The sequence below is a fragment of the Variovorax sp. Soil_C_12 genome (assembly GCF_057657375.1).
Genome location: NZ_JBDGIO010000002.1, coordinates 657,378 through 683,711, shown reverse-complemented (window position 1 = coordinate 683,711; position 26,334 = coordinate 657,378). Strand labels below are relative to the sequence as shown.

General features: G+C 66.6%; 26 protein-coding genes. 5 read left to right on the top strand and 21 right to left on the bottom strand.

The features are described from left to right. Positions 1 to 9: 9 nt before the first annotated feature. Positions 10 to 2,682 (bottom strand): pyruvate dehydrogenase (acetyl-transferring), homodimeric type, encoded by a 2,673-nt coding sequence (aceE, locus tag AC3A6X_RS08280; protein ID WP_487841724.1) that lies wholly within the window; start codon positions 2,680 to 2,682, stop codon positions 10 to 12. A 297-nt stretch (positions 2,683 to 2,979) separates the two neighbouring features. Between aceE and AC3A6X_RS08275 the strand changes: the two genes are divergently transcribed. Beyond that, entirely contained in the window at positions 2,980 to 3,258 is a 279-nt protein-coding gene (locus AC3A6X_RS08275) for a hypothetical protein (protein WP_487841723.1), read from the top strand. Beyond that, positions 3,255 to 4,079 (top strand): arylamine N-acetyltransferase family protein, encoded by an 825-nt coding sequence (locus AC3A6X_RS08270; protein WP_487841722.1) that lies wholly within the window; start codon positions 3,255 to 3,257, stop codon positions 4,077 to 4,079. The genes AC3A6X_RS08275 and AC3A6X_RS08270 overlap by 4 nt, the downstream gene beginning before the upstream one ends. A gap of 297 nt (positions 4,080 to 4,376) precedes the next feature. Here the strand turns inward: AC3A6X_RS08270 and AC3A6X_RS08265 are convergent, their stop codons facing one another. After that, on the bottom strand, positions 4,377 to 5,414 hold the full coding sequence (locus tag AC3A6X_RS08265) for a VWA domain-containing protein (RefSeq protein ID WP_487841721.1): 1,038 nt from the start codon (positions 5,412 to 5,414) through the stop codon (positions 4,377 to 4,379). A gap of 183 nt (positions 5,415 to 5,597) precedes the next feature. Here AC3A6X_RS08265 and AC3A6X_RS08260 point away from each other — a divergent pair, with 183 nt between their 5' ends. Then, complete coding sequence (locus AC3A6X_RS08260) at positions 5,598 to 6,779, top strand: hypothetical protein (protein ID WP_487841720.1); 1,182 nt, start codon at positions 5,598 to 5,600, stop codon at positions 6,777 to 6,779. A 327-nt stretch (positions 6,780 to 7,106) separates the two neighbouring features. Here AC3A6X_RS08260 and AC3A6X_RS08255 read toward each other — a convergent pair whose 3' ends face one another. From AC3A6X_RS08255 to AC3A6X_RS08230, 6 genes are all read right to left on the bottom strand, one after another. Then, positions 7,107 to 7,823: an FCD domain-containing protein gene (locus tag AC3A6X_RS08255; protein WP_487841719.1), complete on the bottom strand. Its 717-nt coding sequence runs from the start codon at positions 7,821 to 7,823 to the stop codon at positions 7,107 to 7,109. Between the two features lie 45 nt (positions 7,824 to 7,868). Beyond that, positions 7,869 to 8,858, bottom strand: a complete 990-nt coding sequence (locus AC3A6X_RS08250; protein WP_487841718.1) for a zinc-dependent alcohol dehydrogenase family protein — start codon at positions 8,856 to 8,858, stop codon at positions 7,869 to 7,871. Positions 8,859 to 8,877: 19 nt separating this feature from the next. Further along, positions 8,878 to 9,456, bottom strand: coding sequence for an amino acid synthesis family protein (locus AC3A6X_RS08245; RefSeq protein WP_487841717.1), 579 nt, complete (start codon positions 9,454 to 9,456; stop codon positions 8,878 to 8,880). Between the two features lie 7 nt (positions 9,457 to 9,463). After that, positions 9,464 to 10,432, bottom strand: coding sequence for a Bug family tripartite tricarboxylate transporter substrate binding protein (locus tag AC3A6X_RS08240; protein ID WP_487841716.1), 969 nt, complete (start codon positions 10,430 to 10,432; stop codon positions 9,464 to 9,466). A gap of 66 nt (positions 10,433 to 10,498) precedes the next feature. Beyond that, positions 10,499 to 11,362, bottom strand: coding sequence for a fumarylacetoacetate hydrolase family protein (locus tag AC3A6X_RS08235; RefSeq protein WP_487841715.1), 864 nt, complete (start codon positions 11,360 to 11,362; stop codon positions 10,499 to 10,501). Positions 11,363 to 11,408: 46 nt separating this feature from the next. Further along, the gene (locus tag AC3A6X_RS08230) at positions 11,409 to 11,972 is read right to left on the bottom strand and encodes a VOC family protein (RefSeq protein ID WP_487841714.1); all 564 of its coding nucleotides are present in this window, start codon (positions 11,970 to 11,972) and stop codon (positions 11,409 to 11,411) included. Between the two features lie 90 nt (positions 11,973 to 12,062). Here AC3A6X_RS08230 and AC3A6X_RS08225 point away from each other — a divergent pair, with 90 nt between their 5' ends. After that, positions 12,063 to 12,644 (top strand): NADPH-dependent FMN reductase, encoded by a 582-nt coding sequence (locus AC3A6X_RS08225; protein ID WP_487841713.1) that lies wholly within the window; start codon positions 12,063 to 12,065, stop codon positions 12,642 to 12,644. A gap of 20 nt (positions 12,645 to 12,664) precedes the next feature. On the opposite strand, the gene AC3A6X_RS08220 is transcribed toward AC3A6X_RS08225, so the two are convergent. The 10 genes from AC3A6X_RS08220 to AC3A6X_RS08175 all read right to left on the bottom strand — a co-directional run bounded on the left by AC3A6X_RS08220 (position 12,665) and on the right by AC3A6X_RS08175 (position 21,255). Further along, entirely contained in the window at positions 12,665 to 13,051 is a 387-nt protein-coding gene (locus tag AC3A6X_RS08220; protein WP_487841712.1) for a type II toxin-antitoxin system VapC family toxin, read from the bottom strand. After that, positions 13,048 to 13,293, bottom strand: a complete 246-nt coding sequence (locus AC3A6X_RS08215; protein ID WP_487841711.1) for a type II toxin-antitoxin system Phd/YefM family antitoxin — start codon at positions 13,291 to 13,293, stop codon at positions 13,048 to 13,050. The genes AC3A6X_RS08220 and AC3A6X_RS08215 overlap by 4 nt, the downstream gene beginning before the upstream one ends. Positions 13,294 to 13,503: 210 nt before the next feature. Continuing rightward, on the bottom strand, positions 13,504 to 13,902 hold the full coding sequence (locus tag AC3A6X_RS08210; RefSeq protein WP_487841710.1) for a hypothetical protein: 399 nt from the start codon (positions 13,900 to 13,902) through the stop codon (positions 13,504 to 13,506). 406 nt (positions 13,903 to 14,308) lie between these two features. Next, a complete protein-coding gene (locus tag AC3A6X_RS08205) occupies positions 14,309 to 15,160 on the bottom strand; it encodes an HpcH/HpaI aldolase/citrate lyase family protein (RefSeq protein ID WP_487841709.1) in 852 nt (283 codons plus the stop codon). 91 nt (positions 15,161 to 15,251) lie between these two features. Then, positions 15,252 to 16,202 (bottom strand): electron transfer flavoprotein subunit alpha/FixB family protein, encoded by a 951-nt coding sequence (locus AC3A6X_RS08200; protein WP_309962472.1) that lies wholly within the window; start codon positions 16,200 to 16,202, stop codon positions 15,252 to 15,254. Positions 16,203 to 16,204: 2 nt separating this feature from the next. Then, positions 16,205 to 16,954, bottom strand: coding sequence for an electron transfer flavoprotein subunit beta/FixA family protein (locus AC3A6X_RS08195; protein WP_487841294.1), 750 nt, complete (start codon positions 16,952 to 16,954; stop codon positions 16,205 to 16,207). Between the two features lie 42 nt (positions 16,955 to 16,996). Continuing rightward, on the bottom strand, positions 16,997 to 17,986 hold the full coding sequence (locus AC3A6X_RS08190) for a tripartite tricarboxylate transporter substrate-binding protein (RefSeq protein WP_487841708.1): 990 nt from the start codon (positions 17,984 to 17,986) through the stop codon (positions 16,997 to 16,999). A 28-nt stretch (positions 17,987 to 18,014) separates the two neighbouring features. After that, the gene (locus AC3A6X_RS08185; protein ID WP_487841707.1) at positions 18,015 to 19,196 is read right to left on the bottom strand and encodes a CaiB/BaiF CoA transferase family protein; all 1,182 of its coding nucleotides are present in this window, start codon (positions 19,194 to 19,196) and stop codon (positions 18,015 to 18,017) included. Between the two features lie 18 nt (positions 19,197 to 19,214). Beyond that, complete coding sequence (locus tag AC3A6X_RS08180; RefSeq protein ID WP_309962481.1) at positions 19,215 to 20,375, bottom strand: acyl-CoA dehydrogenase family protein; 1,161 nt, start codon at positions 20,373 to 20,375, stop codon at positions 19,215 to 19,217. Between the two features lie 28 nt (positions 20,376 to 20,403). Then, on the bottom strand, positions 20,404 to 21,255 hold the full coding sequence (locus AC3A6X_RS08175; RefSeq protein WP_487841706.1) for an HTD2 family dehydratase: 852 nt from the start codon (positions 21,253 to 21,255) through the stop codon (positions 20,404 to 20,406). 137 nt (positions 21,256 to 21,392) lie between these two features. Between AC3A6X_RS08175 and AC3A6X_RS08170 the strand changes: the two genes are divergently transcribed. Further along, the gene (locus AC3A6X_RS08170) at positions 21,393 to 22,349 is read left to right on the top strand and encodes a LysR substrate-binding domain-containing protein (RefSeq protein WP_487841705.1); all 957 of its coding nucleotides are present in this window, start codon (positions 21,393 to 21,395) and stop codon (positions 22,347 to 22,349) included. On the opposite strand, the gene AC3A6X_RS08165 is transcribed toward AC3A6X_RS08170, so the two are convergent. From AC3A6X_RS08165 to AC3A6X_RS08155, 3 genes are read right to left on the bottom strand one after another with little or no spacing between them, the layout of a single operon-like run. Next, a complete protein-coding gene (locus AC3A6X_RS08165; RefSeq protein WP_487841704.1) occupies positions 22,323 to 23,768 on the bottom strand; it encodes an FAD-binding oxidoreductase in 1,446 nt (481 codons plus the stop codon). The two genes, AC3A6X_RS08170 and AC3A6X_RS08165, sit on opposite strands and share 27 nt — an antisense overlap. Before the next feature lie 29 nt (positions 23,769 to 23,797). Then, the gene (locus AC3A6X_RS08160) at positions 23,798 to 24,796 is read right to left on the bottom strand and encodes a Bug family tripartite tricarboxylate transporter substrate binding protein (RefSeq protein WP_487841703.1); all 999 of its coding nucleotides are present in this window, start codon (positions 24,794 to 24,796) and stop codon (positions 23,798 to 23,800) included. 31 nt (positions 24,797 to 24,827) lie between these two features. Beyond that, a complete protein-coding gene (locus tag AC3A6X_RS08155; RefSeq protein WP_487841702.1) occupies positions 24,828 to 26,306 on the bottom strand; it encodes an aldehyde dehydrogenase in 1,479 nt (492 codons plus the stop codon). Between the last annotated feature and the right edge of the window lie 28 nt (positions 26,307 to 26,334).

The following is a 26,334-nucleotide window of genomic DNA, read 5'->3' as shown; positions in this document are numbered from 1 at the left end:
TGTCGTGCCTCAGAGGGTCCAGGGGGCGGCGCACTCGGCATCGAGCCCGTACTTCTTGATCGCGTCGGCAACGACGGCGGGCTTGATCACGCCGTCGTCGGCCAGCGCCTTGAGCGCGGCCACGACGACGTGCCAGCGGTCGACCTCGAAGAAGCGGCGCAGCTTGCGGCGGTAGTCGCTGCGGCCGAAGCCGTCGGTGCCCAGCACCGTGTAGCGCCGGCCCGCGGCCTGCACGTACTCGCGCACCTGGTCGGCGTAGTTGCGCATGTAGTCGGTGGCGGCGATGACGGGGCCGTCGTGCCCTTCGAGGCACTGCTCGACATGGCTCTTGCGCGCGGGCTCGGTGGGGTGCAGGCGGCTCCAGCGCTCGGCGGCCATGCCGTCGCGGCGCAGCTCGTTGTAGCTGGTGGCGCTCCACACGTCGGCGGCGATGCCGAAGTCGCTCTGGAGCAGCTCGGCCGCGAACATCACCTCGCGCAGGATGGTGCCGCTGCCCATGAGCTGCACGCGCTGGCCCTTCTTCGGCGTCTTGCCGCCGTCGCGGAGCTGGTAGAGGCCCTTGAGAATGCCCGCCTCGCTGCCCTCGGGCATGCCGGGGTGCGGGTAGTTCTCGTTCATCAGGGTGATGTAGTAGTAGACGTCCTCCTGCTCGGCGTACATGCGGCGCATGCCGTCGCGCACGATGGCGACCACCTCGTAGGCGAAGGTCGGGTCGTACGAGACGCAGTTGGGGATGGTGCCGGCCAGGATGTGGCTGTGGCCGTCCTCGTGCTGCAGGCCCTCGCCGTTGAGCGTGGTGCGCCCCGCGGTGCCGCCGAGCAGGAAGCCGCGCGCGCGCATGTCGCCGGCCAGCCAGGCGAGGTCGCCCACGCGCTGCAGGCCGAACATCGAGTAGTAGATGTAGAACGGGATCATCGGCACGTTGTTCGTGCTGTACGAGGTGGCCGCGACGATCCAGCTGGACATCGCGCCGCCTTCGTTGATGCCTTCCTGCAGCACCTGGCCGTCCTTCGACTCGCGGTAGTACATGAGCTGGTCGGCGTCCTGCGGCTTGTAGAGCTGGCCGAGCGAAGACCAGATGCCGAGCTGGCGGAACATGCCTTCCATGCCGAAGGTGCGCGACTCGTCGGGCACGATGGGCACCACGTGCTTGCCGATGGCCTTGTCGCGCACCAGCGTGCCGAGCATCTGCACAAAGGCCATGGTGGTGGAGATCTCGCGCTCGCCGGTGTCCTTGAGCAGCCGCTCGAAGGTGGCCAGCGGCGGGATCTCGAGCGCGACCGACTTGCGGCGCCGCTGCGGCAGGTAGCCGCCGAGCGCGGCGCGGCGCTCGCGCAGGTACTGCATCTCGGGGCTGTCCTCCGCGAGCCGGATGAAGGGCACGTTGGGCAGCTCCTCGTCGGACACGGGGATCTGGAAGCGGTCGCGGAAGCCGCGCAGCGCGTCCTGCGTCATCTTCTTGGCCTGGTGGGCGATCATCTGGCCTTCGCCCGATTCGCCCATGCCGTAGCCCTTGACCGTCTTGGGCAGGATCAGCGTGGGCTGGCCCTTGTGCTTGACGGCGGCAGCGTAGGCGGCAAACACTTTCTCGGGGTCGTGGCCGCCGCGGGTCAGGGCCCAGATCTGCTCGTCGCTCATGTCGGCGACCAGGGCCTTGGTCTCGTCGTACTTGCCGAAGAAGTGCTCCCGCACGTAGGCGCCACTCTTGCTCTTGAAGTCCTGGTACTCGCCGTCGACGCACTCTTCCATGCGCTGCAGCAGCTTGCCGCTCTTGTCCTTGGCGAGCAGCGCGTCCCAGCCGCTGCCCCAGAGCACCTTGATGACGTTCCAGCCGGCGCCGCGGAACACGCTCTCGAGCTCCTGCACGATCTTGCCGTTGCCGCGCACCGGGCCGTCGAGGCGCTGCAGGTTGCAGTTGATGACGAACACGAGGTTGTCCAGGCTCTCGCGGCCCGCCAGCGAGATGGCGCCGAGCGATTCGGGCTCGTCCATCTCGCCGTCGCCCATGAAGGCCCAGACCTTGCGCGGCGCCGTGTCGGCGAGGCCGCGGCCCTGCAGGTACTTGAGGAAGCGCGCCTGGTAGATCGCCATCAGCGGGCCCAGGCCCATCGAGACGGTGGGGAACTGCCAGAAGTCGGGCATGAGCCAGGGGTGCGGGTACGACGGGATGCCGTTGCCCTCGGCCTCCTGGCGGTAGTTGAGCAGCTGCTGCTCGCTCAGGCGCCCTTCGAGGAAAGCGCGCGCATAGATGCCGGGCGAGCTGTGGCCCTGGATGAAGAGCAGGTCGCCGCCGTGCGTGTCGGTGGCCGCATGCCAGAAATGGCCGAAGCCGATGTCGTAGAGCGTGGCTGCGGACTGGAAGCTCGCGATATGGCCGCCGAGTTCGGACGAGTCCTTGTTGGCGCGCAGGATGATCGCCATCGCGTTCCAGCGGATGATGGAACGCAGGCGGTGCTCGATCTCGCGGTTGCCGGGGGACTTCTCTTCCTTCTCGGGCGGGATCGTGTTCTTGTAGGCCGTGTTCAGCGAACGGGGCACGTACACGCCGTCGCGGCGGCCCTCGTCGACGAGGCGATTCAAGAGGAAATTCGCGCGCTCGCTGCCGCGGTGCTGTTGAACCGCGCCGAGCGCGTCGATCCACTCGCCAGTTTCCGTGGGGTCAAGGTCACCCAGGGTGCTCATCGGTTTGTCTCCTGTGTCATGGCCGTGATCCGCATCGGGCGACGCGGTCGGGCCTGCGTACTGAGCAATCGATGTGCCACGCGGCGCACGCCGCCCGAGGCGCGCTAAGTCGTTGATTTCATGAGGGATGAAAGGAGAGGGAGGCAAGTGCCCTGCCGATGATCCGGATGCGGAGCAAGGCGCCCGTCCGAATTGCCGGACCGGTGATTCGGGGAAAACCCTGAGGCCACTGGGCGTGACAAATTTCTCGGCTCAGGCCCTTGACCTCAACTTGACTTGAGGTTTTATCTTCGGCGCATGCATCCTGACAACCTCACCCTCGATCGAGCACAGCGGGCGCTCGATCTCTGCCGTGACATCGCCGCCTGCAAGCGCTATCTCATGCGCGCCGGAGACATCCACGCCCTGACTGCGGCGTTGATGTTGCCCTGCTACCTCGCCGAGCTCGAAAGACTGAGGCTTCGGCTCGGTCCCGAGGAAATGAAGCGGCTGAAGGAGGGCCTGCGGCAGATGGCGTCCTCGCGGGGGCACACGGCTTTTCCTCCTTGCTCGGCCACGCAGGGGCCGACGCCATGACCGGCGAATCCCAGCTCGCCGACATGTCCGGCTACCTGCAACGCCTCGGCTTCGCCGATGTGCCGCCGCCCACGCTGGAGACCCTGCGCGAACTGCAGGCCCGGCACATCGCCACCTTCGCCTTCGAGACGCTGTCGACGATGCTGCGCGCGCCGGTGCCGGTGGACCTTCCCTCGCTGGAACGAAAGATCCTGCACGAAGGGCGCGGCGGCTATTGCTACGAGCTCAACCGGCTGTTCCTCGCATTGCTTCAAGGATTGAAGTTCCAGGCGCGCGGCATCACCGGGCGAGTCGTCATGGGCGGGCCCGAGGATGCGTGGACCGCTCGAACGCACATGCTGGTCCTTGTATCGCTGGGCGCCGGCCACTACATCGGCGATGTGGGCTTCGGCGGCCTGGTGCCGACCGCGCCGCTCGCCCTCGGTACCGAGGAAGAGCAGCCGACGCCGCACGGCGCCTACCGGGTGACCCGTCAGCAGGAGCGCTACATGCTCCGCGCCCAGGTCGCCGGCGAGTGGCGTGCGTTGTATGCCTTCGATCTGCAGGCCCAGGAGGACATCGACTTCGAAATGGGCAACTGGTATGTGTCGACGCACCCTGCCTCCTCCTTCCTCGGCCAGTTGGTGGCGGCACGCGCCGAGCCGGGACTGCGCCGCACCCTTCACAACGGCAGCTACGCCGTTCACCGGACGGGCGGCGCGAGCGAACGACGGCAGGTCGGCGATATCGAGGAAATGATCGGGCTGCTGCAGACGGAGTTCGGCGTCCGGGTTCCACGGCATCCCGAGCTGCGAAGCACCCTCGCGCGGCTGATCGGCTGAGGAGGCCCGCGTGCGTCAATCGTGGTGCCGGTGATCGGCAGGCTCATCACCGGTCAATCCCTCGCTCGGGCACTTCGACGGAGATTCTGCCCCTCTGGGCGTCCGGCCTGGCCAAGGGTATCGAGCAATGGGGCGGAGAATGGGTCGCCGACTCGCCGATGGGTCAGGTCAAGGTGGCGATGGCGCCGGCCAGGAGAGCTACGACGCCGACGTAGCGCATGTACGCCAGGACCTGGCAACGTTGAAGCGTTTGCTTGAACAGCGAGCGTCCTGACGGTGCCTGCGGCCGGGCCCCGCTCAGCCGATTCGCCCGAACCAGAGCAGCGACAGCGTTGCGGCCGTCAACGCAACCACGGCAGAGACCAGCGCCAGCACACCGGCGAGCTCGGTTTCACGGGTCAGCACCTGCACGCGAGAGCCGAGCTTTTCGTAGACGCTGCGCAGCGTCTCGGCCGTGCCGGCATGGTGGTACTCGCCGCCGGTCATGCGCGCGACTTCGCGCAGGGTCGGCTCGTCCAGCTTCATGTAGATGGCCATGCCGTCCGGCGTCGAAGCGTCGCCGTCCACCGTGCCCAGCCCCACCACGTAGATGCGAACACCGCGATCCGCGGCCATCTGCGCCGCGGCCAGCGTATCGACGCCGGTGGTCCGGCGGCCATCGCTCAGCAGGATGATCGCGGCGGAATCGTACGAGCCCGGCGCCACCGGCGTGAAGGGCTTGGGCGGCGGCTTCGCCTTGTCGTCCAGGCTGCGGCCCTGCGGCTTGCTGCCGAAGCTCATGTCGCCCAGATCGATGCCGTGATCCGGAAAGAGCTCCGCCAGGCACAGCACGATCGCGTTGCCCACCGCCGTCCCCATCTGCATCTGGAAGCCGTCGATGGCCGCGATCACGGACGCGCGGTCCAGCGTCGTGCGCTGGGTGACCTGGCTGCTCCCGGCGAAGGTGACGAGCCCGACCTCGATCTCCTTGGGCAGGTCCCGCAGGAAGAGCTTGGCCGCTTCCTGCGCGGCCTCCAGCCGGGTCGGCTTGACGTCGCTGACCCGCATGCTGAGCGACACGTCCATGGCCAGGATGATCGATGAGCGCGCCCACGGCAGGGGCACCCGCGCCACGGGCCGCGCCGCGGCGATCAGCAAGCCGGAGCAGGCCAGCAGGAACAGCGCGGGGGGCAGGTGCCGCCGCCATTGGCGTCCGGCGGCCGCCGCGCGCACGATGCCCACGCTGCTGTAGCGCAAGGCCGCCTTGCCCGGACGGTTCAGGAGCCAGAGGTACGCCGCCGGCAGCAGCGCGAGCGCCAGCAGCAACCAGAGGTACTCGGGCCAGAGGAAGAACATGGGTCGTGAAATTCCCGTGGGACTCGGCAGCCGGAACCCCGGCGCCGGCAGGCGGGCTCGGGAGTTCTCCGCAGCGCAGCAACATCGTGCCTGCGACGGGTTCGTTGCGCAACCGCCAAGTGCTGCAGGACGCTACAGGAGCGAGGCCGTGGCCCGGCCCGATGTCTGGTACAACGCTTGCCCATGACCGTCCCGCCCGCGGCTTCCCTCGTCGATCTCGTGCTCGGATTGGCGCTCGGTCCTACCGACGAGGTCGCGGGCAATCGCTGCTCGCTCGAAAGCGTCAGTTGGGGGCCCGGGCAGGAGGGCGCGATCGAGCTCGGCATCCGGAAACTCGAGGCGAAGGCGCTCCGGCTTGCGTCGGGACCGCTCGTGCTGGAGATCGGCCACGTCGTCGTGCACAAGCTGGCGGGGCAGGTGCGGATGGAGGCCGGCAGTCCGCATCTGGCCGCCGCCCTGGCGGCCGAAGCCGAGCTCTCGGGCGTGAAGCTGCACGGCCCCTTGATCCTGCCGCCGCAGCTCAAGGCGGTGCTGGACGTCTTTCAGGGGCGCAGCGGCGCAGCGCCGGCTGCCGGCATCGCAGCAGGCGAGGCGAGCGCGGCAGGGGCCGGCACCTGGTGCCTCGGTCCGCTCGCAAGCGCCGACGGCACGATTCGCGGGGAGATCACCGACGCGCACCTGCTGTTCGACGCCGAGGTGACGGTGCCGATACGGCACGGCCGGATCGACTTCAACGACGCCACCGTCGAGCACGTGGGACCGGATTCACGCATGGGCGTGAGCCGGCTCGGGCTTTATGTGGACGCCCCGAACGGGCGCAGCTACCTCTATCAGTTCGCGTCGGCGCCGCTCATGGGCGTGGAATTCGAGCGGCGCGGCGCCTTGCTGAGCCCGTGGGTGTCCGAGCGCGGCAAGCTGCAGCTGCAGGCATTTGCCGAGGCGCTGCTGCGCCAGGCCGGTGGTGGCCAGAGCCAGGGCCTCACGCAACAGGCGCGCCTGTTGCTGGAACGCACCGCGCTCTCGGGTGAGGTGCAGCTCAGCGACGGACTTTTTGCCATGCCCGGCGTGCAAGCCCACACCGAGGGGCGCGGCGACGGCCGCAATGCGGTCCGGCTGCACTCGGAAGCCGTCGGCAGCGGCCTGAGCTTCGAGATGGCATCCCTGTCCGTCCGCGATGCGGCGGCGAGGTGGGCCGGGGTTCATCTGCGCTGCGACAGGATCGCGGCGCGGCTCAAGCTCCAGCTTGTCGCCGGAGGTCCGCCCATGCGTTTCGTCCTCGAACTTCAGAACGTCAAGGTCGTGGGGCCGCGTCTCGAGCGGCGCCAGGCCGGCGACCCTGTCCCGCCGGAAGGTCGACGGGCCTAGAGACTCATCAACCGGGTCGTGTGATGGGGGGTCGCTTGACCGCACGCGGCGGCATCGGACTCACGCACGGGCCTGCTGGAGAACAGGAAGGCAGCCACGGCGGCTGCGCTGACCGAGACCAGCATGCCGAAGCCGAAGGTAAAGACGAGCCAAGCTGCCACCGGGGCACAGATCAGAAGTAGGAATGCCTTGCGCATGCAGGCAAGTTTGCCCCGAGCTCGCCAATCCCGGTGTGACCAAACCGACGAAATCGGCCGGTAACGAGGGCGCCAGTCCAAATGGACTGGCCGCTGCCGGGCTTTCTGCGCTGGGGTCGATGCGGAATCGTCACGCGGCGACTGCGCGGCGCATGGCGGCTTCGACGTTGCGCTGCGTGCCGAGGATGTGCTCGCCGAGCAGTGCGCAGGCGGTGTCGGCGTCGCGGCGCAGCGTGGCCTCCATGATCTTGCGGTGCTCGTTGGACTTGCGCCGGCCGACCTGCCGGTGGCGCGCCGAGAATCGCCGGTAGCGCTCGGCCTGGTCGAACAGGCTCGCGCTCCACAGGCGCTGGCGCTCGGAAGCGCAGGCGGCAATCAGTGCCGCATGGAAATTCCGATGCAGCTCGCTCCACTCCTCGTCCAGGATGACGGGGCCATCGCTCAGGCGAGACTCGACCTTCTCCAGCCTGTGGAAGGCGGCGACGATCGCGCCCTCCCAGCTGTCGTCGCCCCGTTCGATGGCACTGCGCAGCGCCTCCACATCGAGCATCAGCCGCATGTGCGTGATGTCGGCGAGGTCGTCGGCGGAGATCGGTGCAACGCGAAAGCCCCTGCGTTCATCGGCCTTGACCAGACCTTCCTGTGCGAGACGGCTCAGCGCTTCGCGCAGCGGGCTGCTGGAGAAGCCGTAGTGTCCCTGCAGGTCGTCCAGCTTCAGCTTGCTGCCCGCCTCGAACAAGCCGGTCAGCACGTCGCGGCGCAGGCTTCTGAAGGCCTGCTCCGCGAGAGGGGTCGATGGCTCGGAGGCGGCTGCGATGAGTGAGTTCATACGATCGATTTTATGCATGATCGCACGGAGCTTGCAAAGAGGCGAAGACGCCTCGCAGAGGGGTCAGGGCAGCAGCACGATCTTTCCCGGCATCCCTCCGCGGTCGAGCAACTCGTGCACACGGCGCGCCTGCGACAGCGGGAAGGACGTGACTTTCGGCGCGCGAACGCGGCCTTCCGCCATCAGAGCGATGGCGGACTCCATCAGGCCCCGCCGCTGCCTCGCATCCGCATCGATGGCGTGGATGGAGAAAGTGCGCACGGCGAGGCTCCTGCCCAGCAGCTTGCGAAGCTCCTCGAACACGTCGCCAGCCGGCGGACCATTGACGATGTTGTAGGAGACCACCATGCCGCAGGGCGCCAGGGCACGCAGGCAGGCGATGAAGAGCTCGCCGCCCAGGTGGTCGAAGGCCAGGTCGACGCCGCGGCCGTCCGTCAGCTGCATGACTTTCTCGGTCAGGCCCTGCGGGTCGCTCTCGATGACTTCGTGCGCGCCGTTGGCCAGCGCGAAGCTTCTCTTCTCCGCCGTCGAGGCAGTTCCGATCACGCGCAGCCCGCGATCGCGGGCGACCTGCACCAGCGCGGTGGCCACGCCACCGGACGCGCCGGGCACCAGGATGGAGGTCGCAGGCAAATTGCCGTTGCTCGACAGCATCGCCAGCGCGAGCTGGAAATTGCCGAGGCTCACGGCGTCCTCGAAGCGGATCGCATCCGGAAGCACGAAGGGCGCGGCCTGGGGCACGCAGATGGCCTCGGCGTAGCAGCCGCCGCGCTGCGCCAGTTCACGCGCGCTGACGAGCACGCGCTGCCCGACCTGGAGCGCGCTCACGCCGGGGCCGATCGCATCGACGACGCCGGCCATCTCGTTGCCGGGAATCGCCGGCATCGGGGGCATCCATTTGTAGGTGCCGTTGCGGATCAGGACGTCGGGCCCGCCGGCGCCGATCGCCATGGCCTTGACCCGCACTTCGCCGGCCCGGGGCTGCGGCAGCGGCAGCTCCACGAGCTGCAGGACTTCGGGCCCGCCGGGCGCCTGGAGTTGAATGGCCTTCATGGTGTTTAAACGGCCCGGCTCAGCGCTGCCCGTCGTGGACGGACACCTTGTCCTTCGTCAGCCCGCCGAGGCGCGCATGCACGCGGCCGCCGGTGCCCATCACCAGCGCGAAGAGGATCTCGTTGGGCCGCGGCGCGTCCTGGATGCCGATCTCCATCGAGTTGTAGTGGCTGCGTACGTAGGCCGCGTGGATGTAGTGCAGCGGCACCATGATCCGGTAGCCGGTCGCCGCGACCGCTTTGGACGACGGAACGATCGCCTTCGGCTCGCCCAGCACCTCGCGCATGGCCCAGCCCCCGGCCTCGTGCCAGACGGCACCGTGCTCCAGCTCCCCGTTCACGCCGACGATCGCGGCCTTGCTGTAGACCTCGACCTTGTCGCGCCCGAGGGTCTCGATCAGCTCGGTGGCCAGCAGGGTCCCCAGGGAGCGCAGCTCGGCCATGAAGGGCATCAGGTCGGGCTCGTAGCGCCCGGCATAGGGGTTGCGGATCACTGCGCAGGCCGCGGCCAGTTTCAGGGGCGTCTCCACCGGCGGCCCGCCCTCGTGGTAGATGGTCTCGATGGCGAGACTGCGTTTGCGGATTTCGATCAGGGACATAAGAACCTCATTGCCTTGGAATGTGTGCTTCGTTCACGACGGCCGTCCAGCGCTTGAGCTCGGCGCTCACCATCGTGGTCATTTCTTCCGGCGTGCTGCCGCGCGCTTCGCCGCCCATGTCCTCCAGGCGCGCGCGGACGGCGGCCACCTGCAGGGCCTTGAGTGTCTCAGCCCGCAGGCGCTCGACGATCGGGCGAGGTGTGCCGGCCGGCGCCATGAAGCCGGCCCAGGAGCGCACATCGTAGCCCGGTACGCCCTGCTCCACCACCGTCGGCACCTCGGGCATCGCGCTCCAGCGCTGCGCGCCGGTGGTGGCCAGCGCTCGGAGCTTGCCCGCCTTGATGTTGGCCATCACGGCCGTCGGCGGCGCGACGATCAGGGGCACCTCGCCGCCGAGCAGCGCGGTGACCGAGGCGGCATCGCCGCGATAGGGAACGTGCAGCAGCTCGGCCTTTGCGCTCTTGACCAGGAGCTCCCCCGCCAGGTGATGCGTGGAGCCGATGCCGGCCGAGCCGTAAGACACGCTGCGCCCATCGGCACGGGCGGCAGAGAGCAGCTCCGCGAGGCTGCGATAGGGCGAATCGGCACGCACCACCAGCAGGAAGGGAAAGAAGGTGACCGTGGAGATCATCTGGAAGTCCGACACGGTTTGGTAGTTGAGCTTGTTGTAGAGCGCCCCCGCCACTGCATGCCCGCCGGTGGCCAGCAGCAGCGTGTACCCGTCGGGCCGGGCGCGCGCCACGGTCGTCGCCGCGATGGTTCCGCCGGCGCCGGTCTGGGCCTCGACCACGAAGGGCTGGCCCAGGCCCTTGCTCATCTCCGCGCTGACCACGCGAGCGATCGTGTCGGCATTGCCGCCGGCGGCGAAGCCTTGGTAGATCTTGATCGGCTTGTCCGGGAAGTCCTGGGCCGAAGCCATGATGGGTGCCGCGCAGGCCAAGGTGAGGCCTGCGGCGACGAATCGTCTGCGGCGCATGGTGCTTGTCTCCGATGTTTTTTTGGGATGAAGGCCGCGTCCGTCAGCGGCCACCTGCGGAAAGCCTCAGTCCTGCTGGACGATGGGGTTGCGCAACACGCCGATGCCCTCGATCTCGACCTCGCACACGTCACCGGGCTTCATGAAGCGCGGCGGCTTCTTGCTCCAGCCGACACCGGCCGGCGTGCCGGTGGCGATCACGTCGCCGGGCGTCAGCGTGAAGATCGTCGAGGCGTAGTTGATGAGCTTCGGAATGCTGAAGATCATGTGCCCCGTGTGGCTCGATTGCACGACCTCGCCGTTGAGCCGCGTCTCCAGCTTGAGCTGGCGCCCGGGCTCGATCTCGTCCGCAGTCACCATCCACGGGCCGAAGCCGCCGGTCGATTCGAAGTTCTTGCCCGAGGCGATCTGCTTGGCGTGGAACTGCCACTCGCGCACGCTGCCGTCGTTGTAGCAGGCGTAGCCCGCCACATGGTCGAAGGCATCCGCCTCGGCGATGTTGCGCCCGCCCTTGCCGATGATCACGGCAAGCTCGCCTTCCCAGTCCAGCGATTCCGACACGTGCGGGCGCACGATCGGCTCGTTGTGCGCGCACTGCGAGCGCCAGACGCGCAGGAAGATGGGCGGCTGCTCCGACAGCTCGCGCTGCATGCCCGCGGCCAGCACTTCCTGGTGATGGTCCATGTAGTTGCGCACAGCGCAGATGATCTTCTCGGAACGCGGAATCACGGGCAGGAAGCGGATGTCGGCCAGCTTGGCGGCGACGGGCAGGCCTTCGACGTGCTGGGCCGCCTGCGTGTACTCGCCCGAGGCGATGTAGTCGGCCAGGCTCGCGTGCTGGGGGAGCGCGGCGCCGAGGTCGACGACGCCGTCACCGACGACGGCGCCCCAGGTTTCGCGGCCTTGATGAACGAATGACAAAAGCTTCATGGGAACTCCAGTTGAGATGCGGGGGGAAATGGGCCTGCCGCGAACGTCAGGCAGCGGATGGGGTGGGCGCAGGCGACTTGGCCTCGAACTGCGCCTGCCACTGCGCGAGCGGCATGAAGGTGGGGTCTCGGCGGCAGGCCTCCTCGGTCTCGCGCATCAGCGTCTCGTCATCCTTGGAGAGATCCAGCGGATCGCCATGGGGCTGCGCGACGTAGAAGGGCGTGTCGACATAGATCTCCACCGTGTTGCCTTCGGGGTCGAGCATGTAGACGGACAGCGCATTGCCGTGGTTGAGGCCGCGAATCTCGGTGGCGCCTCGTTCGGCCGCGCGGGCCGAGATATCGCGCAGGTGCTCGATGCCCGGCACCACGAAGGAGATCTGCATCACGGTACTGAACTTCGCATCCGCCGGCCGGCCCGAGGCCAACACCAGTTGATGGTGCTGGTCCGCGCTGGCGCTCATGAAGACCAGCTTGTTCCTGAAAGTCCGTCCCTCGCCCCGGTCGGTGACCGTGAGGTCGAAGGTCTCGGTGTAGAAGGCCACCATCCGTTCCAGGTCGGTGACGAAGATTCCGAAGTGCGAAGGCGTGGGCCGGTTGACCTTGAGCATGATGTCTCCTGCGGGTTGCGCTGTTGCTCTTATCTGTGCATTTACCGCATTTTATGCATAAACTTCGGTATCTGTAAAACACTAATGACCATGCACCAACGAACTTCAACCACCCGCACCCGTCTGCTCGGCATCTCCGGCAGCATCCGAAGCCAATCGAACTGCACCGCGGTGCTTCGCAGCCTTCAGGCCTTGCTGCCGGATTCGGCATCCATCGAGCTCTTCCCGCTGGATGAGATCCCGCTCTACAACGCCGACCTGGACGGGGCCGCGCCGCCCCCGGCGGTCGCCGGGCTCAAGCAGGCCATCTCGCAGGCCGACGGGATCGTCCTGTGTTCGCCCGAATACAACTACGGCATGCCGGGTGTGCTGAAGAACGCGATCGACTGGGCGTCACGCCCCGGATTCGCCTCGCCGCTGAAGGGCAAGCCGGCGCTCGTCATGACCGCCTCGCCCGGAACCGCCGGCGGCGTGCGCGCGCAGGCACAGATCCGCGACGCCCTGGCGGCCACCTTGGCCCGGCCGGTGGTCCGGCAGCATGTCGCGATCGCGAATGTCGCTGCACAGATCAGCGATGGCCGGCTCGTCCATCAGCCCACGTTGGACTTCGTGAAGGGCGCGCTCGACGATCTTCTGGCCGAGATCGCGCTGCTCGACGGTGCCGGGCGCTGATCCGTAAAGCTATTCCGGTCTCATGCCTTGCGGATGGGTCCCGGATAGAGTGCCACGTTCGCATCGGCAGTCAGGAGCGTCATGCCTTCAGCGGTGGCTTGGGCGACCAACAGCCGGTCGAACGGGTCGTTGTGGATGGGTGGCAAGCCTTCCACGGCCAGCGCATGTTCCCCTGTGATCGCCAGTTCGGCGTAGCCGTTGTCCAGCAGCCCGCGCCGCAGCAGATGCGCATCAACCTGGAAGTCCGGCCGATCCAACCTGCGCTTGATGACGATCTCCCAAATGCTCGCGACACTGAAGAAGAGACTGTTGTCAGGCGACTCGATCGCCTTGCGTGTCAAAGCGGAAAGCCGCTTCGATGCCCCCGCTGCCCACAGCAGCAGGCGCGTATCCAGAAGCAGTCTCATGGGATGATGCCGAACAGGCGTTCGATCTCGGCCGAACCCATCGTGTCGAAGTCGTCCGGCACTTGCACCTGACCGGCAAGAAATCCAAGGCGCTTGGGCGGCGAAGGTTCCGTCGCATCGAGCGGTACCACCTTGACCATCGGTTTCCCCGCCTTGGCGATCACGAAAGACTCTCCGCGCGCCACGCGCTCGACGATGCGCGACAGGTGCGTCTTGGCTTCATGGATGTTGAATGTCTGCATGATGGAGGGGCCTGCGTGAGGGGTCGGACTAAGTCTTGTTAGTTTGTCGACCTCCGGAAAGCGCTACGACGACCGCTGGCACACCCCCCCCCCCGATCGCCCCACGGGGCGGCACGCGCGCTGCTCGTCAAGGAGGCGCGGCAAGCGATCGCCTCCTTGAACCGGCCCGAGGGCCGCTGATCTCCTCAGTTAGAGGGCGGAAGCCGGTGCTCAGGCAGGCGCAATGAGCTCCATCCGCAGTTCGCGGATCCGCTTTTCCTCGTAGTAGCCGCCATACTCGGTGTAGCGCAGGAAGGGTCTGCCGCATCCCCTGCAAGCCCACAGCTCGCAGCGGTTGTAGGGATGAAAAGCCGGGGCGATCGGCGCCTGCGCCGACCAGTAGTCGGTGCCTTGCGGGTGATACTCGTCCAGCGCGAGGTCCTGGTCGCCAGGCGACCGGAGAGTACCGATGCGGCGAAGGCTGGTTTCGTCGGCGAACGCCGGAAAGGCCTCCCACCCCGGGCAGCGGAGTGCAGCACAGCGCACACAACCTGTGTTGGCCATGTGCTCACCGGCCAGCCGAAGCAGGGCTTCGGTGTCGAGCACGAGATCGTCCGGTGGCGCAGGCATGCGGCTATCTTGCCACCTTTGATCCGACCGCAGGGCAGCGAGTGGGGGCTATCAGCTGAAGCCCGGGCGGCGCAGCGTCTCCGTGAGGCCCAGCAGGTCGGCCGTGAAGGCGCCTTGCTCGATCGCCTTTCGCTGCTGGGTTTCCTTCTCCTCGCGCGCGACACTGCGATGCGGATGTACGGCCCGGGGCCCGTTCAGCGCCAGAGCTTGAGCGCGGCAGGCGCTCCTTCGAGCTGCACCCTTCCGCCTTCAGCTGGATGAAGGTCACGGGGGCGGTGCCGCGCGACGCCCTTGCGCCAGCGGCAGCTGCAGCTCCGCGCGCCGCTGCGCATTTGCTCGACAAGCGGCGCATGCACCGGGAACAGCGAGCTTGCCGCAGTCCTGAGATCCTTCAGCCCATGGCAACTTACCCCGCCGGCCGGCCGCCGGCTCGCGCGAGCGTGCGGCGGGCCTGGAGCACGACAGGGAGATCCACCATGCGCCCGTCGAGCTGCACGGCCGCGCCGCCCGAGGCGGCATCTGCGGCCAGCACGCGTTCGGCCCACTCCACCTCCGCGGCACTGGGCGACATGGCCTCGTGAACCACGGCAATCTGGTTCGGGTGGATGCAAAGCTTGCCGCCGAAGCCCAGCCGAAGCGCGCGCCGCGTATCGCTGCGCAGCACGTCCTCGTTCGCGATGTCGACGGTGACGCCATCCACGGCAAGTGCCAGCTTGTGGACACGCGTTGCCATGGCGACGGCGAAGCGCAAGGGCATCAGCTCGGGCTCCCCCTCGGAGCACTGCAAGCCGGTGTCGGCCATGAAATCGATGTGACCCACCACCAGGCGAAGCACGTTCGCCGCGCCTGCAAGCGAATCAAGTGCAGCGTATCCCACGGCGCTTTCAATGAGCGGAAGGATGGCCGCCGCAGGCGCGCTCGCAGCCACCAGAGACAGGGTTCCCACGGACTCCGCCTTCGGCACCATGACCGCATCGGGCGCCTCCAGTTGCGCCAGCCACCCGAGGTCTTCACGTCCCGCCATCTGGTCGGCCGAATTGATGCGCAGCACGAACGGAGTCGGGTACTTCCTCAGACCCTGCCGGGCTTGTGCAATGGCCTCGCGTGCGCTGGCCTTGGCCGCCGGCGGCACACTGTCCTCGAGGTCGATCACAACGGCGTCTGCGCCGCTTTGGAATGCCTTCTCGAAGCGCTCGGGGCGGTTGCCTGGAACGAACAGGAAGGTTCTTGCCGTGGCAAGTGCGTTTTTCGGTGTCATGGGTCTTGTCAAGGCGGCTCAGCCTGCGAAATGGGGCAGCCGAGGGCCGCTCTGGAGAAACTCATGGCTGTGCGCCGCGGTGTCCATCGTCCTAGCCCAGCGCTGCAACCAGTTCCGGCACGGCCGTGAACAGATCGGCTTCCAGGCCGTAGTCGGCCACCGAGAAGATCGGCGCTTCCGGGTCCTTGTTGATCGCCACGATCACCTTCGAATCCTTCATGCCGGCCAGGTGCTGGATCGCGCCCGAGATGCCGCAGGCGATGTACAGCTGCGGCGCGACGATCTTCCCGGTCTGGCCCACCTGCCAGTCGTTGGGGGCGTAGCCCGCATCGACCGCGGCGCGGCTGGCACCCAGGCCGGCGTTGAGCTTGTCGGCCAGCGGTGCCATCACCTCCTGGAACTTCTCCGCACTGCCGAGAGCGCGGCCGCCGGAGACGATGATCTTGGCCGCCGTGAGCTCGGGGCGCTCGCTCTTGGTGACTTCGCGACCGACGAAGCTCGACTTGCCGCTGTCGGCCACGCCTTCGGCGTTCTCCACCGTGGCGCTGCCGCCGGTGGCAGCGGCCGCGTCGAAGCCGGTGGTGCGCACGGTGACCACCTTGATCGCGTCGCTGCTCTGCACGATGGCGATGGCATTGCCGGCGTAGATCGGGCGCTCGAAGGTGTCGGGGCTGTCGACCTTGGTGATGTCGCTGATCTGGGCCACATCGAGCTTGGCGGCCACGCGAGGGGCGACGTTCTTGCCGTTGGCGGTCGCCGGGAACAGGATGTGGCTGTAGTTCTTGGCCTCACCTCCACATAAGGCCAGGACTTGAGCAGCAACGTTCTCGGCCAGGTTCTCGGCGAGGCTCGGGCTGTCGGCGGCGATCACCTTGGCCACGCCGGCAATCTTGGCGGCGGCGGCCGCAGCTTCCGCCGCATTGGCACCGGCCACCAGCACATGCACATCGCCGCTCTGGCAGGCGATGGCCGCGGTCACGGTGTTGAGGGTCGCCGGCTTGACGGTGGCGTGGTCGTGTTCGGCAATAACAAGGACGGTCATGGTCAGATCACCTTCGCTTCGTTCTTCAGCTTGTCCACCAGCGTGGCGACATCGGGCACCTTGATGCCGGCACCGCGCTTCGGGGGCTCGCTGACCTTGAGGGTCTTCAGGCGCGGCTTGACGTCCACGCCCAGGTCCTCGGGCTTGACGGTGTCGAGCTGCTTCTTCTTGGCCTTCATGATGTTGGGCAGCGTGACGTAGCGCGGCTCGTTCAGGCGCAGATCGGTGGTGATGACCGCCGGCAGGCTCAAAGAGATGGTCTCCAGGCCGCCGTCGACTTCGCGGGTGACGTTGACCTTGTCGCCCGACACTTCGACCTTGCTGGCGAAGGTGGCTTGCGGCAGATCAGCCAGCGCCGCGAGCATCTGGCCGGTCTGGTTGGCGTCGTCGTCGATGGCCTGCTTGCCCAGGATCACCAGGCCGGGCTGTTCCTTGTCCACCAGCGCCTTGAGCAGCTTGGCGACGGCGAGCGGCTGCAGCTCTTCGGTGGTCTCCACCAGGATGCCGCGGTCGGCGCCGATGGCCATGGCAGTGCGCAGGGTCTCCTGGCACTTCGCATCGCCGCAGGACACGGCGATGATCTCGGTGACGACGCCCTTCTCCTTGAGCCTCACCGCTTCTTCGACGGCGATCTCGTCGAAGGGGTTCATGCTCATCTTGACGTTGGCGATATCGACACCGGTGCCGTCGGACTTGACGCGCACCTTCACGTTGTAGTCGACGACCCGCTTGACGGGGACCAGGATCTTCATGGGCACGCTCCTTTACAGCTGCATGTCACGCGCTATTGCGCATCAGTCGGCGAACTGTCCTGCCGCCTTGATGACGGGTTCGTATCGCGTCGTTTCCTGCTGGAGCCATGTCTGGAGGCCTGCAGGCGTCAATTTGGCATCGCTGGGAACGATCGCCCCGAGTTCCGCCAGGCGTTGGGCAACCGTCGGGTCTTTCAGCGCCGTTTTCAGTGCGGCACCGAACTTGTCCACGGCTTCCTTGGGCGTTCCCTTCGGCGCATAGATGCCGTGCCAGACGACGACCTGGAAGTCCTTCAGGCCCTGCTCAGCAAGCGTGGGCGTGTCGGGAAGCGTCTTGAGGCGGGAAGCCGTGGTCACGCCATAGAGCTTGATGGAGCCCGCCTTGATGTACGGCGTGGTCGAAGTGGTCTGATCGCACAGCAGGTCGACCTGCCCGGCCAGCAGCGCGTTCATCGCAGGGCCGGTGCCCTGATAAGGCACGGTGGTCATCGACACACCCATCGCCTGGCGCAGCAAGACGCCGCACAGATGGGAGACCGCCCCCAGCCCCGCATGGGCGAGATTGATCTTGTCGCCGTTCGCCTTCGCATATGCCATCAACTCCTTGAAGTCCTTGGCCGGCAGGTCCTTGCGCCCGACCAAGGTCATCGGCACATCGATCACCTGGCTGACGTACTCGAAATCTGAGAGCGGCTTGTAGTTCAGCTTTCGATAAAGAACCGGTGCCGTCGCCATGCCGTTGTGATGGATCAGGAAGGTGTAGCCATCGGGGTTCGCCCGCGCGGTGTAGGCGGCGGCAATGGTGCCGCCCGCGCCTGTCTTGTTCTCCACGATCACCGATTGGCCAAGCGTCTTGGTCATGGCCGCACCCAGAGTCCGGGCCACGACGTCCGTCGGACCGCCGGCAGCAAAAGGAACCACCAGAGTGATCGCCTTGGTCGGGTAGCCCTGCGCCCACGCGGCACAGGACAGGGCCAACCCGGCCATCGTCGAGACGGTCATTTTCCAGACCGGCATTTGAATCAGCTTCATGTCATTTGTCTCCAGTTTTGCTTCAATTTCAGATGGCGCCTGTACTGCGCATGGACGCGATGTCCTCGCTCGACCACCCGAGTCCCTGCAGGATGGCGTCGGTGTTCTCGCCGAGCCCCGGCACAGCGTCCATCCGCGGTGCGTAGGCGTCCGTCTTGCCCGGGGGCAACAGCGCCGGGATGAGCCCGCTGGGCGACGGGACCTCGGTCCAGCGCCCACGCGCCTTCAGTTGGGGGTGATTCCAGACGTCGTGCATGTCGTTGACGCTGGCATTGGCAATCTGGGCAGCCTCCAGCCGTTCAACAACCTGCTCCACCGTCAGCGATGAGAACCCCTCCACGATGAGCGCTCGCACCGCGTCCCTGTTCGCCACGCGCTTGGAGTTGGACGCAAAGCGCTCGTCGGTCGCCAGTTCAGGGCGCTGCAGCACCGTCTTGCAGAAGGCGCCCCACTCCCGTTCGTTCTGCAGGCCGAGCATGACGGTGCGGCCGTCGCCTGCCGGGAAGGGACCGTAGGGGTAGATCGTGGCGTGAGCGGCACCCGCCCGCGGAGGCGGCGCCGCACCCTCGAATGCGTAGTAAAGCGGATAGCCCATCCACTCCACCATGCTCTCCAGCATCGACACATCGATTCGACTGCCCTTGCCGGTCTTGTCGCGTTGAATCAGCGCAGCAAGGATGCCCGTGTAGGCGTACATGCCCGCGGCAATGTCCGCGATGGAGCACCCCGCCTTCGCAGGCTCCGCATCCGATCCGGTGACGGACAAGAAGCCCGACTCGCTCTGGATCAGCAGGTCGTAGGCCTTCTTGTCGCGGTACGGACCGTCGTCACCGTAGCCCGAGATGTCGCACACGATGAGCTTGGGATGCTTCTCGTGCAGTGCTTCGAATGACAGCCCCAGTCTTGCAGCCGCACCGGGCGCCAGGTTCTGCACCAGCACGTCGGCATCCTCCAGCAGCCGGGCGAGCACGGACTGCGCCGCGGGATGCTTCACGTCCAGCGTCAAGCTCTCCTTCGATCGGTTCGTCCAGACGAAGTGCGATGCCATGCCCTGCACGCGCTCATCGTAGGCGCGCGCAAAGTCACCCACGCCAGGCCGTTCCACCTTGATCACGCGGGCACCGAGATCCGCCAGTTGGCGGGTGCAGAAGGGAGCCGCGATCGCGTGCTCCAGCGTGACGACCGTCACGCCATCCAAGGGTCGTTTCATGACAAGAATCTCCTTCGATCAGAACGACCGCGGCAGGCCGAGGATGTGCTCGGCCACGTAGGCATAGATGAGGTTGGTGGAGATCGGCGCCACCTGGTAGAGCCGCGTCTCGCGGAACTTGCGCTCGATGTCGTATTCGTTGGCAAAGCCGAAGCCGCCGTGCGTCTGCATGCAGACGTTGGCCGCCTCCCAGCTCGCCTTGGCCGCCAGGTACTTGGCCATGTTGGCCTGCGCGCCGCAGTCCTGGCGTGCATCGAAGCGCCGCGCCGCCTCGAAGCGCATCAGGTTGGCCGCCTCCACCTCGATGAAGGCGTCGGCGATCGGGAATTGCACGCCCTGGTTCTTGCCGATCGGACGGTCGAACACGATGCGCTCGCTGGCGTACTTGCGAGCGCGCTCGATGAACCAGTAGCCGTCGCCGATGCATTCGGCAGCGATCAACGTGCGCTCGGCGTTCAGGCCGTCCAGGATGTACTTGAAGCCCCTGCCCTCCTCGCCGATGAGGTTCTCTTCCGGGATCTCCAGGTTCTCGAAGAACAGCTCGTTGGTCTCGTGGTTGACCAGGTTGGGAATGGGCCGCACCGTCAGGCCGTTGCCGATGGCCTGCTTCAGGTCGACGATGAAGATCGACATGCCCTCGGACTTCTTCTTCACCTCCGCCAGCGGCGTGGTGCGTGCCAGCAGGATCATCAGGTCGGAGTGCTGCACGCGCGAGATCCACACCTTCTGCCCGTTGACGACGTAGCGGCCGTCCTTCTTGACTGCGGTGGTCTTGATCTTGGTCGTGTCGGTGCCCGTCGTCGGTTCGGTCACCGCCATCGACTGGATGCGCAGCTTGCCGGCTGCGATGCCCGGCAGGTACTTGTCCTTCTGCGCCTTGCTGCCGTTGCGCAGCAGCGTGCCCATGTTGTACATCTGGCCGTGCACCGCGCCGGCGTTGCCGCCCGAGCGATTGATCTCCTCCATGATCACGGTGGCAGCAGTCAGCCCGAGGCCGGTGCCGCCATATTCCTCGGGGATCATCGCGGCCAGCCAGCCGGCCTCCATCAGGGCGTCGACGAACTTCTCGGGATAGGCCTTCTGCTCGTCGACCTTGCGGAAGTATTCGTCGGGGAACTGCCGGCACAGTGCGCGCACGGCGTCGCGGATCTCCTGGTAGTCGTCGGTCTCGTTGAACATGTGTGTCTCCTTGTGTGTATGAATGGGTTCAGTAGAGCTTCGCCGTGGCGTCCATGGCCAGATGGCCGTCCGGCGTGCGGGCCCAGAGCTTCACCGTCTCGGCATCCTCCTGACGGCCGCAAACGGTGAAAGGCGCAATGTCGAACAGCGGCTTGACGGCCCGGAACGAAAAGGCCTTGACCGCCGCGTCGGGCAGGTTGCGCCGCAACAGGTCCAGCAGCAAGGTGGCGATCAGGGGCCCGTGCACGATCAGGCCGGGGTAGCCTTCCACCTCGGTCACGTACTTGCGGTCGTAGTGAATGCGGTGCCCGTTGAACGTCAGCGCCGAGTAGCGGAACAACAGGACGTCGTCCGGAACGATGTCGCGCGTCCACGCGGCGTCGTTCGGGGCGGGCTGCGGGGCCGGCACGGGGTCGCCCGGCTTCGGGTTGTCGCGGTACACGATGTCGTGCCGCTCCACGATGGCCAGTTCGCCGTCCGCCCGGATCTCGTGGTCCACGTTCACGAAGACCAGCGGCCCGGTGCGCCCCTCCTTCATTCGCACGTCAGCGATGCGGGAGGTGCGCGAGATCGCCTGGCCGACACGCAGCGGAGCCAGGAACTGCAGTTGACTTCCAGCCCACATCCTGCGCGGCAGCGGCACCGGGGGCAGGAAGCCGCCGCGCTTCGGATGGCCGTCGGGACCGATCTCGGATTGCCGATGGATCGGCAGGAAGTAAAGCCAATGCCAGCAAGGTGGCAACGCGTCGGCCGGCGCGGTCGGCGGATCGTCTCGATCAAGTGTTGCGGTCAGGGCGCGAAGCGGCGCGGGGGTCACGACATCTTCGATGACGGTTGTCTGGTCGATCCATGTGCGCAGATGCTCGATGTCAATGGTCATGCTCTTGTCTCCTGGTTGCTCGATTCTGGGTCGCGGATCGATATATTGGAAATACCGATTTGGGCTACCGGCTATCGCGATCACGGATAGCCATCGGCGCATAATCGGCCCATCAGCCAGACCGAAAGCCGATAACGATGGAACTGCGACAACTTCGGTACTTCATTGGCGCAAGCGAGGCCGGGAGCCTGCTCAAGGCTTCAGGCAGGCTGCATGTGGCCCAGCCGGCCCTCAGCCATCAAATCGCCTCGCTGGAGAACGAAATCGGTGCGCAACTGTTCGATCGGTCGAGCCGCGGCATCACGTTGACCGAAGCCGGAAAGGTCTTCCTCGAGCATGCGAAGGTCGTGCTGGCCGACCTCGACCGCGCCCGCTCGGCGGTAAGGGAATGCGACACAGTGCCCCGGGGAGATGTCGCGATCGGATTCCCCACGACCGTGGTCCTGACGGCAACCATGCCCATCCTCAGTGCATGTCGGACACAGCTGCCCGAAATTCGCTTGAAGATCATTGAAGCCTACAGCGGCTTCCTTCGCGAATGGCTTCAGTCGGGCAGGCTCGACCTCGCCTTGATGTACGGCGATGAGCCCGAAGCCGGGCTCTCCAAGCGCCCCTTGCTCGACGACAGGCTCGTGCTGGTCTCGGGCGCGTCCACGGGACGAATGCCACGAAAGATCTTGCTGTCTGCCCTGGCAAATCGGCCCCTGGTGCTTCCCGGGAGAGATCATGGCTTGCGGCGCATCATCGATGACGCATGCGCCCCTCTGAACCTCCAATTGAACGTCGTGGCGGAGATCGAATCGCTCGGCAGCGTCAAGCGTGCCGCGGAAGCGGGGATCGGCGAGACGATCCTGCCCCTTGGATCCGTCGCCGAAGAAGTCGCCGCAGGACGGCTGCGGACCGCCATGATCGACAGTCCCGCAATGTCCAGGCGGGTTGTCTGCGCAACCAACGTGACGAGGCCGGGCACCTTGGCGAAATCCGCAGTCGGCGCGCTCGTGCATGATGTTCTCCGACAGATGGTTCTTTCAGGCGCCTGGCCCGCTCGATGGATCGGCGATGCAGGTTCACGCCCCGAACGCGGTGTCCCTTAGGATTTTTCCCGGGTTCATCAGGTTCGATGGGTCGAAGGTCGACTTGATCATCCGCATCATCTGCAGGTCGATCGCCGGCTTGAATCGCTCCAGGCGCTCGACGTGCATCCTGCCGATGCCATGTTCGGCGCTGATGCTGCCGCCCAGTTCCACGCTCGCCTCGTGCACGATCAGGTTGACTTTCGTTGCCGCCGCCTCGCATTGCTCCGGCGTGCCGTAGATCGAGCGTGACAGCACCGCGATGACGTGGATGTTGCCGTCGCCGATGTGCCCGGCGTGGCACACCGCAGCCCCTGCCACCTGCTGCTCGATGCGCTCGGTCACGAGATCGATGAAGCGCGGGAGCTTCGAGACCGGCACCGATGTGTCGTTCGAGACGGTGAACCCTGCGCGCTTGTTGGCTTCCGAAATGGTGTGCCGCAGCTCCCAGATGCGGTTCGCCTTGGCCACGTCGGTGGCGACCACCGCGTTGGCCACCAGCTCGCGTTCGAAGGCCGCCTCGAGCGTCTTCTCGAGCTCGGCAACGGCATCCCACTGCGGCGAGCTGTCCGCGATCTCCATCAGCACGAACCACGGGCTGTCCAGTTCCATCGGCGACTGAAGGCCGTGGCCATGCTGCAAGACCCACTCGATCTGCCGGCGCGACATGATCTCGAAGGTCTCGATCCGGTTGCCCACCTGTTCCTGCATGAAGCGCAGGAGATCGACCGCCTGCTGGACGCCAGTCAGCGCCACCATGGCCGTGGCGGAAACGTTGAGCCGGGGAAAGAGCGTCAGCACCGCGGCCGTCACCACGCCCAGCGTGCCCTCTGCACCGATGAACAGCTGCTTCAGGTCGTAGCCGGAGTTGTCCTTGCGCAGCGCCCGCAGGCCGTCCCACACGCGGCCATCGGGCAGGACCACCTCGAGACCCAGCACCAGCTCGCGCATGCTGCCGTAGCGCAAAACGCCGGTGCCGCCGGCATTGGTCGACACCAGGCCGCCGATCTCGCAGCTGCCGACGCTGCCCAGCAGCAGCGGGAACTGGCGTTGGCGCTCCTCGGCGGCTTCGCGCACATGGGCCAGGATGCAGCCGGCCTCGGCCGTCATCGAGTTGTTGCCGGCATCGATCTCCCGGATCCGATTCAGCCGCGACAGGTTGAGGATCACGGCCGGCCGCTCGGCTCCCGCGACCGCGCCGCCCGTGAGGCCGGTGTTGCCGCCTTGCGGGACGATCGCCACGCCCAGGCTGGCGCAGGCCTTCACGAGTTCGGCCACCTCGCTCGTGCTGCCGGGCATCAGGACCGCGAGCGCCGCGCCCTGGTAGCGGCCGCGCCAGTCCTGCTGATACGGTTGCGTGTCGCCTGGATCGGCCAGCACGCGCGCGGGGCCGACGACCTTGGCGAGCTGCTCAAGCAAAGCGGCGGTCTTGAGCATCATGCTTTCTCCTGCGTGGCGGCAAACACGGCTTATTCCCTCTTGAGACCGCCGATGGACTTGATGACCGCGCCCCACTTGTCGAGCTCGGACTTGACCAGCGCGTCCAGCACTTCGGGCGTCGATCCCACCGGCGTTGCACTGAGGTCCTTCAGCTTCGCCTGCACTTCCGGTTGCGCCACCACCGCCTGCAGCTCACGGCTCAACAGGTCGACCAGCGGGCGCGGCAGCTTCGCGGGCCCAAAGACGGCGTTCCAGGTATAGGTTTCATAGCCGGGCAGGCCCGCTTCGGCGAGGGTCGGGATGTCAGGGAACGACGGCGAGCGCTTGCTGGTCGTCACCGCCAGCGCACGCACCGAGCCGGCCCGGATGTGCGATGCCGCGCCGGTGAGCACGTCGAACAGGATCGGAATGTGGCCACCGACCAGGTCGGTCATGGCCGGGCCGCCACCCTTGTAGGGAACGTGGCCGATGTCCAGACCGGCCATGGACTTGAACAACTCCCCCGACAGGTGCGGCGGTGTGCCCACGCCGGACGAGCCGTAGTTGAACTTGCCCGGCTGTGCCTTGATCAGGGCAATGAGCTCCCGCACGTTCTGTGCCTTCACGGACGAGCTGACGAGCAGCACGTTGGGCACGGTCGCCACGAGCGAAATGGGCGTGAAGTCGCGCTGGGCATCGTAGGGAGACGGCGGCGTCGACAACGGATTGATCGCGTGCGTCGCGACCGTGCCCATCAGCAGCATGCTGCCATCGGCGGCAGCCTTCGCCACCTTGGCGGCGCCGATGGCGCCCCCGCCGCCAGCCACGTTCTCCACCACCACGCTGTGCGCGATGCGCTCCGACAGCTTCTGCGCGACCAGGCGGGAAACAACATCCGTAGCACCTCCGGCCGAGAAGGGAACCACCAGCGTGATCGGTCCCTTCGGCAAGACCGACTGCGCGAAGGCATAGGGAAGGGGCGTGCCCAGCGTGGCGGCAACAGCACCCCACTTCATCAGGTCGCGCCGGGACAGTGTCGATGGACTCATGCTCTTGTCTCCGTTTATTGATTCGAATGCGTCAGCGCATCACGAACGGGTTGCCCGTGACCGCGCCGCTGTTGATCCAGACGCACTTGGTCTGCAGGTACTCGCGGATCGCATCGATGCCGTTCTCGCGGCCCAGCCCGGAATCCTTGTAGCCGCCGAACGGCGCCATGAAGCTCACGGCGCGGTAGGTGTTGACCCACACGGTGCCGGCCTGCAGCTTCTCGGACATGCGGATGGCACGGCCGATGTCCTTCGTCCAGACGGCTGCCGCCAGGCCGAAGCGCACGTCGTTGGCGATGCGCAGCGCGTCGGCTTCGTCCTTGAAGCGGATGATCGACAGCACCGGGCCGAACACCTCTTCCTGGGCGATGCGCATGTCGTTGTGCACGCCGGTGAAGATCGTGGGCTGCACGAACCAGCCCTTGCCGCACTCCGGCGCAGTCCCCTTCTCTCCCCCCAGCACGACTGTCGCGCCTTCGCTGCGGGCGATGTCGATGTACTCCAGCACCTTCTGGTACTGCGGCGGCGTCGTCACCGGTCCCACCTGGGTGTCCGGGCTCATCGGATCGCCCATGCGGGCCGTGCGAGCCACCGCGAGCAGGCGTTCGACGAAGGCGTCGTGGATGCTGTCCTGCACCAGCAGCCGGGACCCCGCAATGCAGGTCTGGCCCGTCGCGGCAAAGATGCCCGAGATGGCACCAAAGGCCGCCTGCTCCAGGTCCGCATCCTCGAACACCACGTTGGGCGACTTGCCGCCCAGTTCCATGGCCGCATGCTTGAGGTGGCGCCCCGCCTTCTCGTTGATCAGGCGACCCGTGCTGTCCGAGCCGGTGAAGCTGATCTTGCTCACCAGCGGGTGCTCGACCAGCGGCGTGCCCACCTCGGCACCGAAGCCCGTGACCACGTTGAACACGCCCGGCGGGAAACCTGCTTCGTCGAACAGCTCCGCCAGCTCCAGCGTGGAGGCCGAAGTGAACTCCGAGGGCTTCACCACCACGGTACAGCCCGCCGCCAGGGCTGGCGCGATCTTCCAGCTCAGCAGCATCAGCGGCGAATTCCAGGGCGTGATGGCGGCCACCACACCGACCGGCTCATGGCGGGTGAACGCGAAGTACCCCTTCTTGTCGAGCGGCAGCGTGCTGCCCTGCATCTTGTCTGCCAGGCCGCCGTAGTAGTGGAACCACTGCGGGATGTAGTTGAGCTGCCCCTGCATCTCGGCCAGCAGCTTGCCGTTGTCGCGAACCTCGGTCGTCGCGAGCTTGACGGCATCGCGAGCGATCAGGTCGGCGAGCTTGCGCATCAGGGCGCCACGCTGGGTTGCCGTCAGTTCGGCCCAGGGGCCCCGCGTCAGCGCCTGGTGGGCGGCCTGCACGGCGGCATCCACGTCGCTCGCATCGCCGCGCGGAATTTGTGCCCAGCTTTCGCCGGTGTAAGGGTTCTGGGTGTCGAACCACTGGCCCCCACGGGGCTCGCAGGCTTGGCCGCCGATGCGCAGTTGGTAGCGTTTCATGCCATCTCTTTCGTTGGAGGCGCGGTGG

Excerpts from the sequence above, each read along its gene's own strand:
- aceE (WP_487841724.1), bottom strand. The coding sequence starts at position 2,682 with ATGAGCACCCTGGGTGACCTTGACCCCACGGAAACTGGCGAGTGGATC.
- AC3A6X_RS08275 (WP_487841723.1), top strand. The coding sequence starts at position 2,980 with ATGCATCCTGACAACCTCACCCTCGATCGAGCACAGCGGGCGCTCGAT.
- AC3A6X_RS08270 (WP_487841722.1), top strand. The coding sequence starts at position 3,255 with ATGACCGGCGAATCCCAGCTCGCCGACATGTCCGGCTACCTGCAACGC.
- AC3A6X_RS08265 (WP_487841721.1), bottom strand. The coding sequence starts at position 5,414 with ATGTTCTTCCTCTGGCCCGAGTACCTCTGGTTGCTGCTGGCGCTCGCG.
- AC3A6X_RS08260 (WP_487841720.1), top strand. The coding sequence starts at position 5,598 with ATGACCGTCCCGCCCGCGGCTTCCCTCGTCGATCTCGTGCTCGGATTG.
- AC3A6X_RS08255 (WP_487841719.1), bottom strand. The coding sequence starts at position 7,823 with ATGCATAAAATCGATCGTATGAACTCACTCATCGCAGCCGCCTCCGAG.
- AC3A6X_RS08250 (WP_487841718.1), bottom strand. The coding sequence starts at position 8,858 with ATGAAGGCCATTCAACTCCAGGCGCCCGGCGGGCCCGAAGTCCTGCAG.
- AC3A6X_RS08245 (WP_487841717.1), bottom strand. The coding sequence starts at position 9,456 with ATGTCCCTGATCGAAATCCGCAAACGCAGTCTCGCCATCGAGACCATC.
- AC3A6X_RS08240 (WP_487841716.1), bottom strand. The coding sequence starts at position 10,432 with ATGCGCCGCAGACGATTCGTCGCCGCAGGCCTCACCTTGGCCTGCGCG.
- AC3A6X_RS08235 (WP_487841715.1), bottom strand. The coding sequence starts at position 11,362 with ATGAAGCTTTTGTCATTCGTTCATCAAGGCCGCGAAACCTGGGGCGCC.
- AC3A6X_RS08230 (WP_487841714.1), bottom strand. The coding sequence starts at position 11,972 with ATGCTCAAGGTCAACCGGCCCACGCCTTCGCACTTCGGAATCTTCGTC.
- AC3A6X_RS08225 (WP_487841713.1), top strand. The coding sequence starts at position 12,063 with ATGCACCAACGAACTTCAACCACCCGCACCCGTCTGCTCGGCATCTCC.
- AC3A6X_RS08220 (WP_487841712.1), bottom strand. The coding sequence starts at position 13,051 with ATGAGACTGCTTCTGGATACGCGCCTGCTGCTGTGGGCAGCGGGGGCA.
- AC3A6X_RS08215 (WP_487841711.1), bottom strand. The coding sequence starts at position 13,293 with ATGCAGACATTCAACATCCATGAAGCCAAGACGCACCTGTCGCGCATC.
- AC3A6X_RS08210 (WP_487841710.1), bottom strand. The coding sequence starts at position 13,902 with ATGCCTGCGCCACCGGACGATCTCGTGCTCGACACCGAAGCCCTGCTT.
- AC3A6X_RS08205 (WP_487841709.1), bottom strand. The coding sequence starts at position 15,160 with ATGACACCGAAAAACGCACTTGCCACGGCAAGAACCTTCCTGTTCGTT.
- AC3A6X_RS08200 (WP_309962472.1), bottom strand. The coding sequence starts at position 16,202 with ATGACCGTCCTTGTTATTGCCGAACACGACCACGCCACCGTCAAGCCG.
- AC3A6X_RS08195 (WP_487841294.1), bottom strand. The coding sequence starts at position 16,954 with ATGAAGATCCTGGTCCCCGTCAAGCGGGTCGTCGACTACAACGTGAAG.
- AC3A6X_RS08190 (WP_487841708.1), bottom strand. The coding sequence starts at position 17,986 with ATGAAGCTGATTCAAATGCCGGTCTGGAAAATGACCGTCTCGACGATG.
- AC3A6X_RS08185 (WP_487841707.1), bottom strand. The coding sequence starts at position 19,196 with ATGAAACGACCCTTGGATGGCGTGACGGTCGTCACGCTGGAGCACGCG.
- AC3A6X_RS08180 (WP_309962481.1), bottom strand. The coding sequence starts at position 20,375 with ATGTTCAACGAGACCGACGACTACCAGGAGATCCGCGACGCCGTGCGC.
- AC3A6X_RS08175 (WP_487841706.1), bottom strand. The coding sequence starts at position 21,255 with ATGACCATTGACATCGAGCATCTGCGCACATGGATCGACCAGACAACC.
- AC3A6X_RS08170 (WP_487841705.1), top strand. The coding sequence starts at position 21,393 with ATGGAACTGCGACAACTTCGGTACTTCATTGGCGCAAGCGAGGCCGGG.
- AC3A6X_RS08165 (WP_487841704.1), bottom strand. The coding sequence starts at position 23,768 with ATGATGCTCAAGACCGCCGCTTTGCTTGAGCAGCTCGCCAAGGTCGTC.
- AC3A6X_RS08160 (WP_487841703.1), bottom strand. The coding sequence starts at position 24,796 with ATGAGTCCATCGACACTGTCCCGGCGCGACCTGATGAAGTGGGGTGCT.
- AC3A6X_RS08155 (WP_487841702.1), bottom strand. The coding sequence starts at position 26,306 with ATGAAACGCTACCAACTGCGCATCGGCGGCCAAGCCTGCGAGCCCCGT.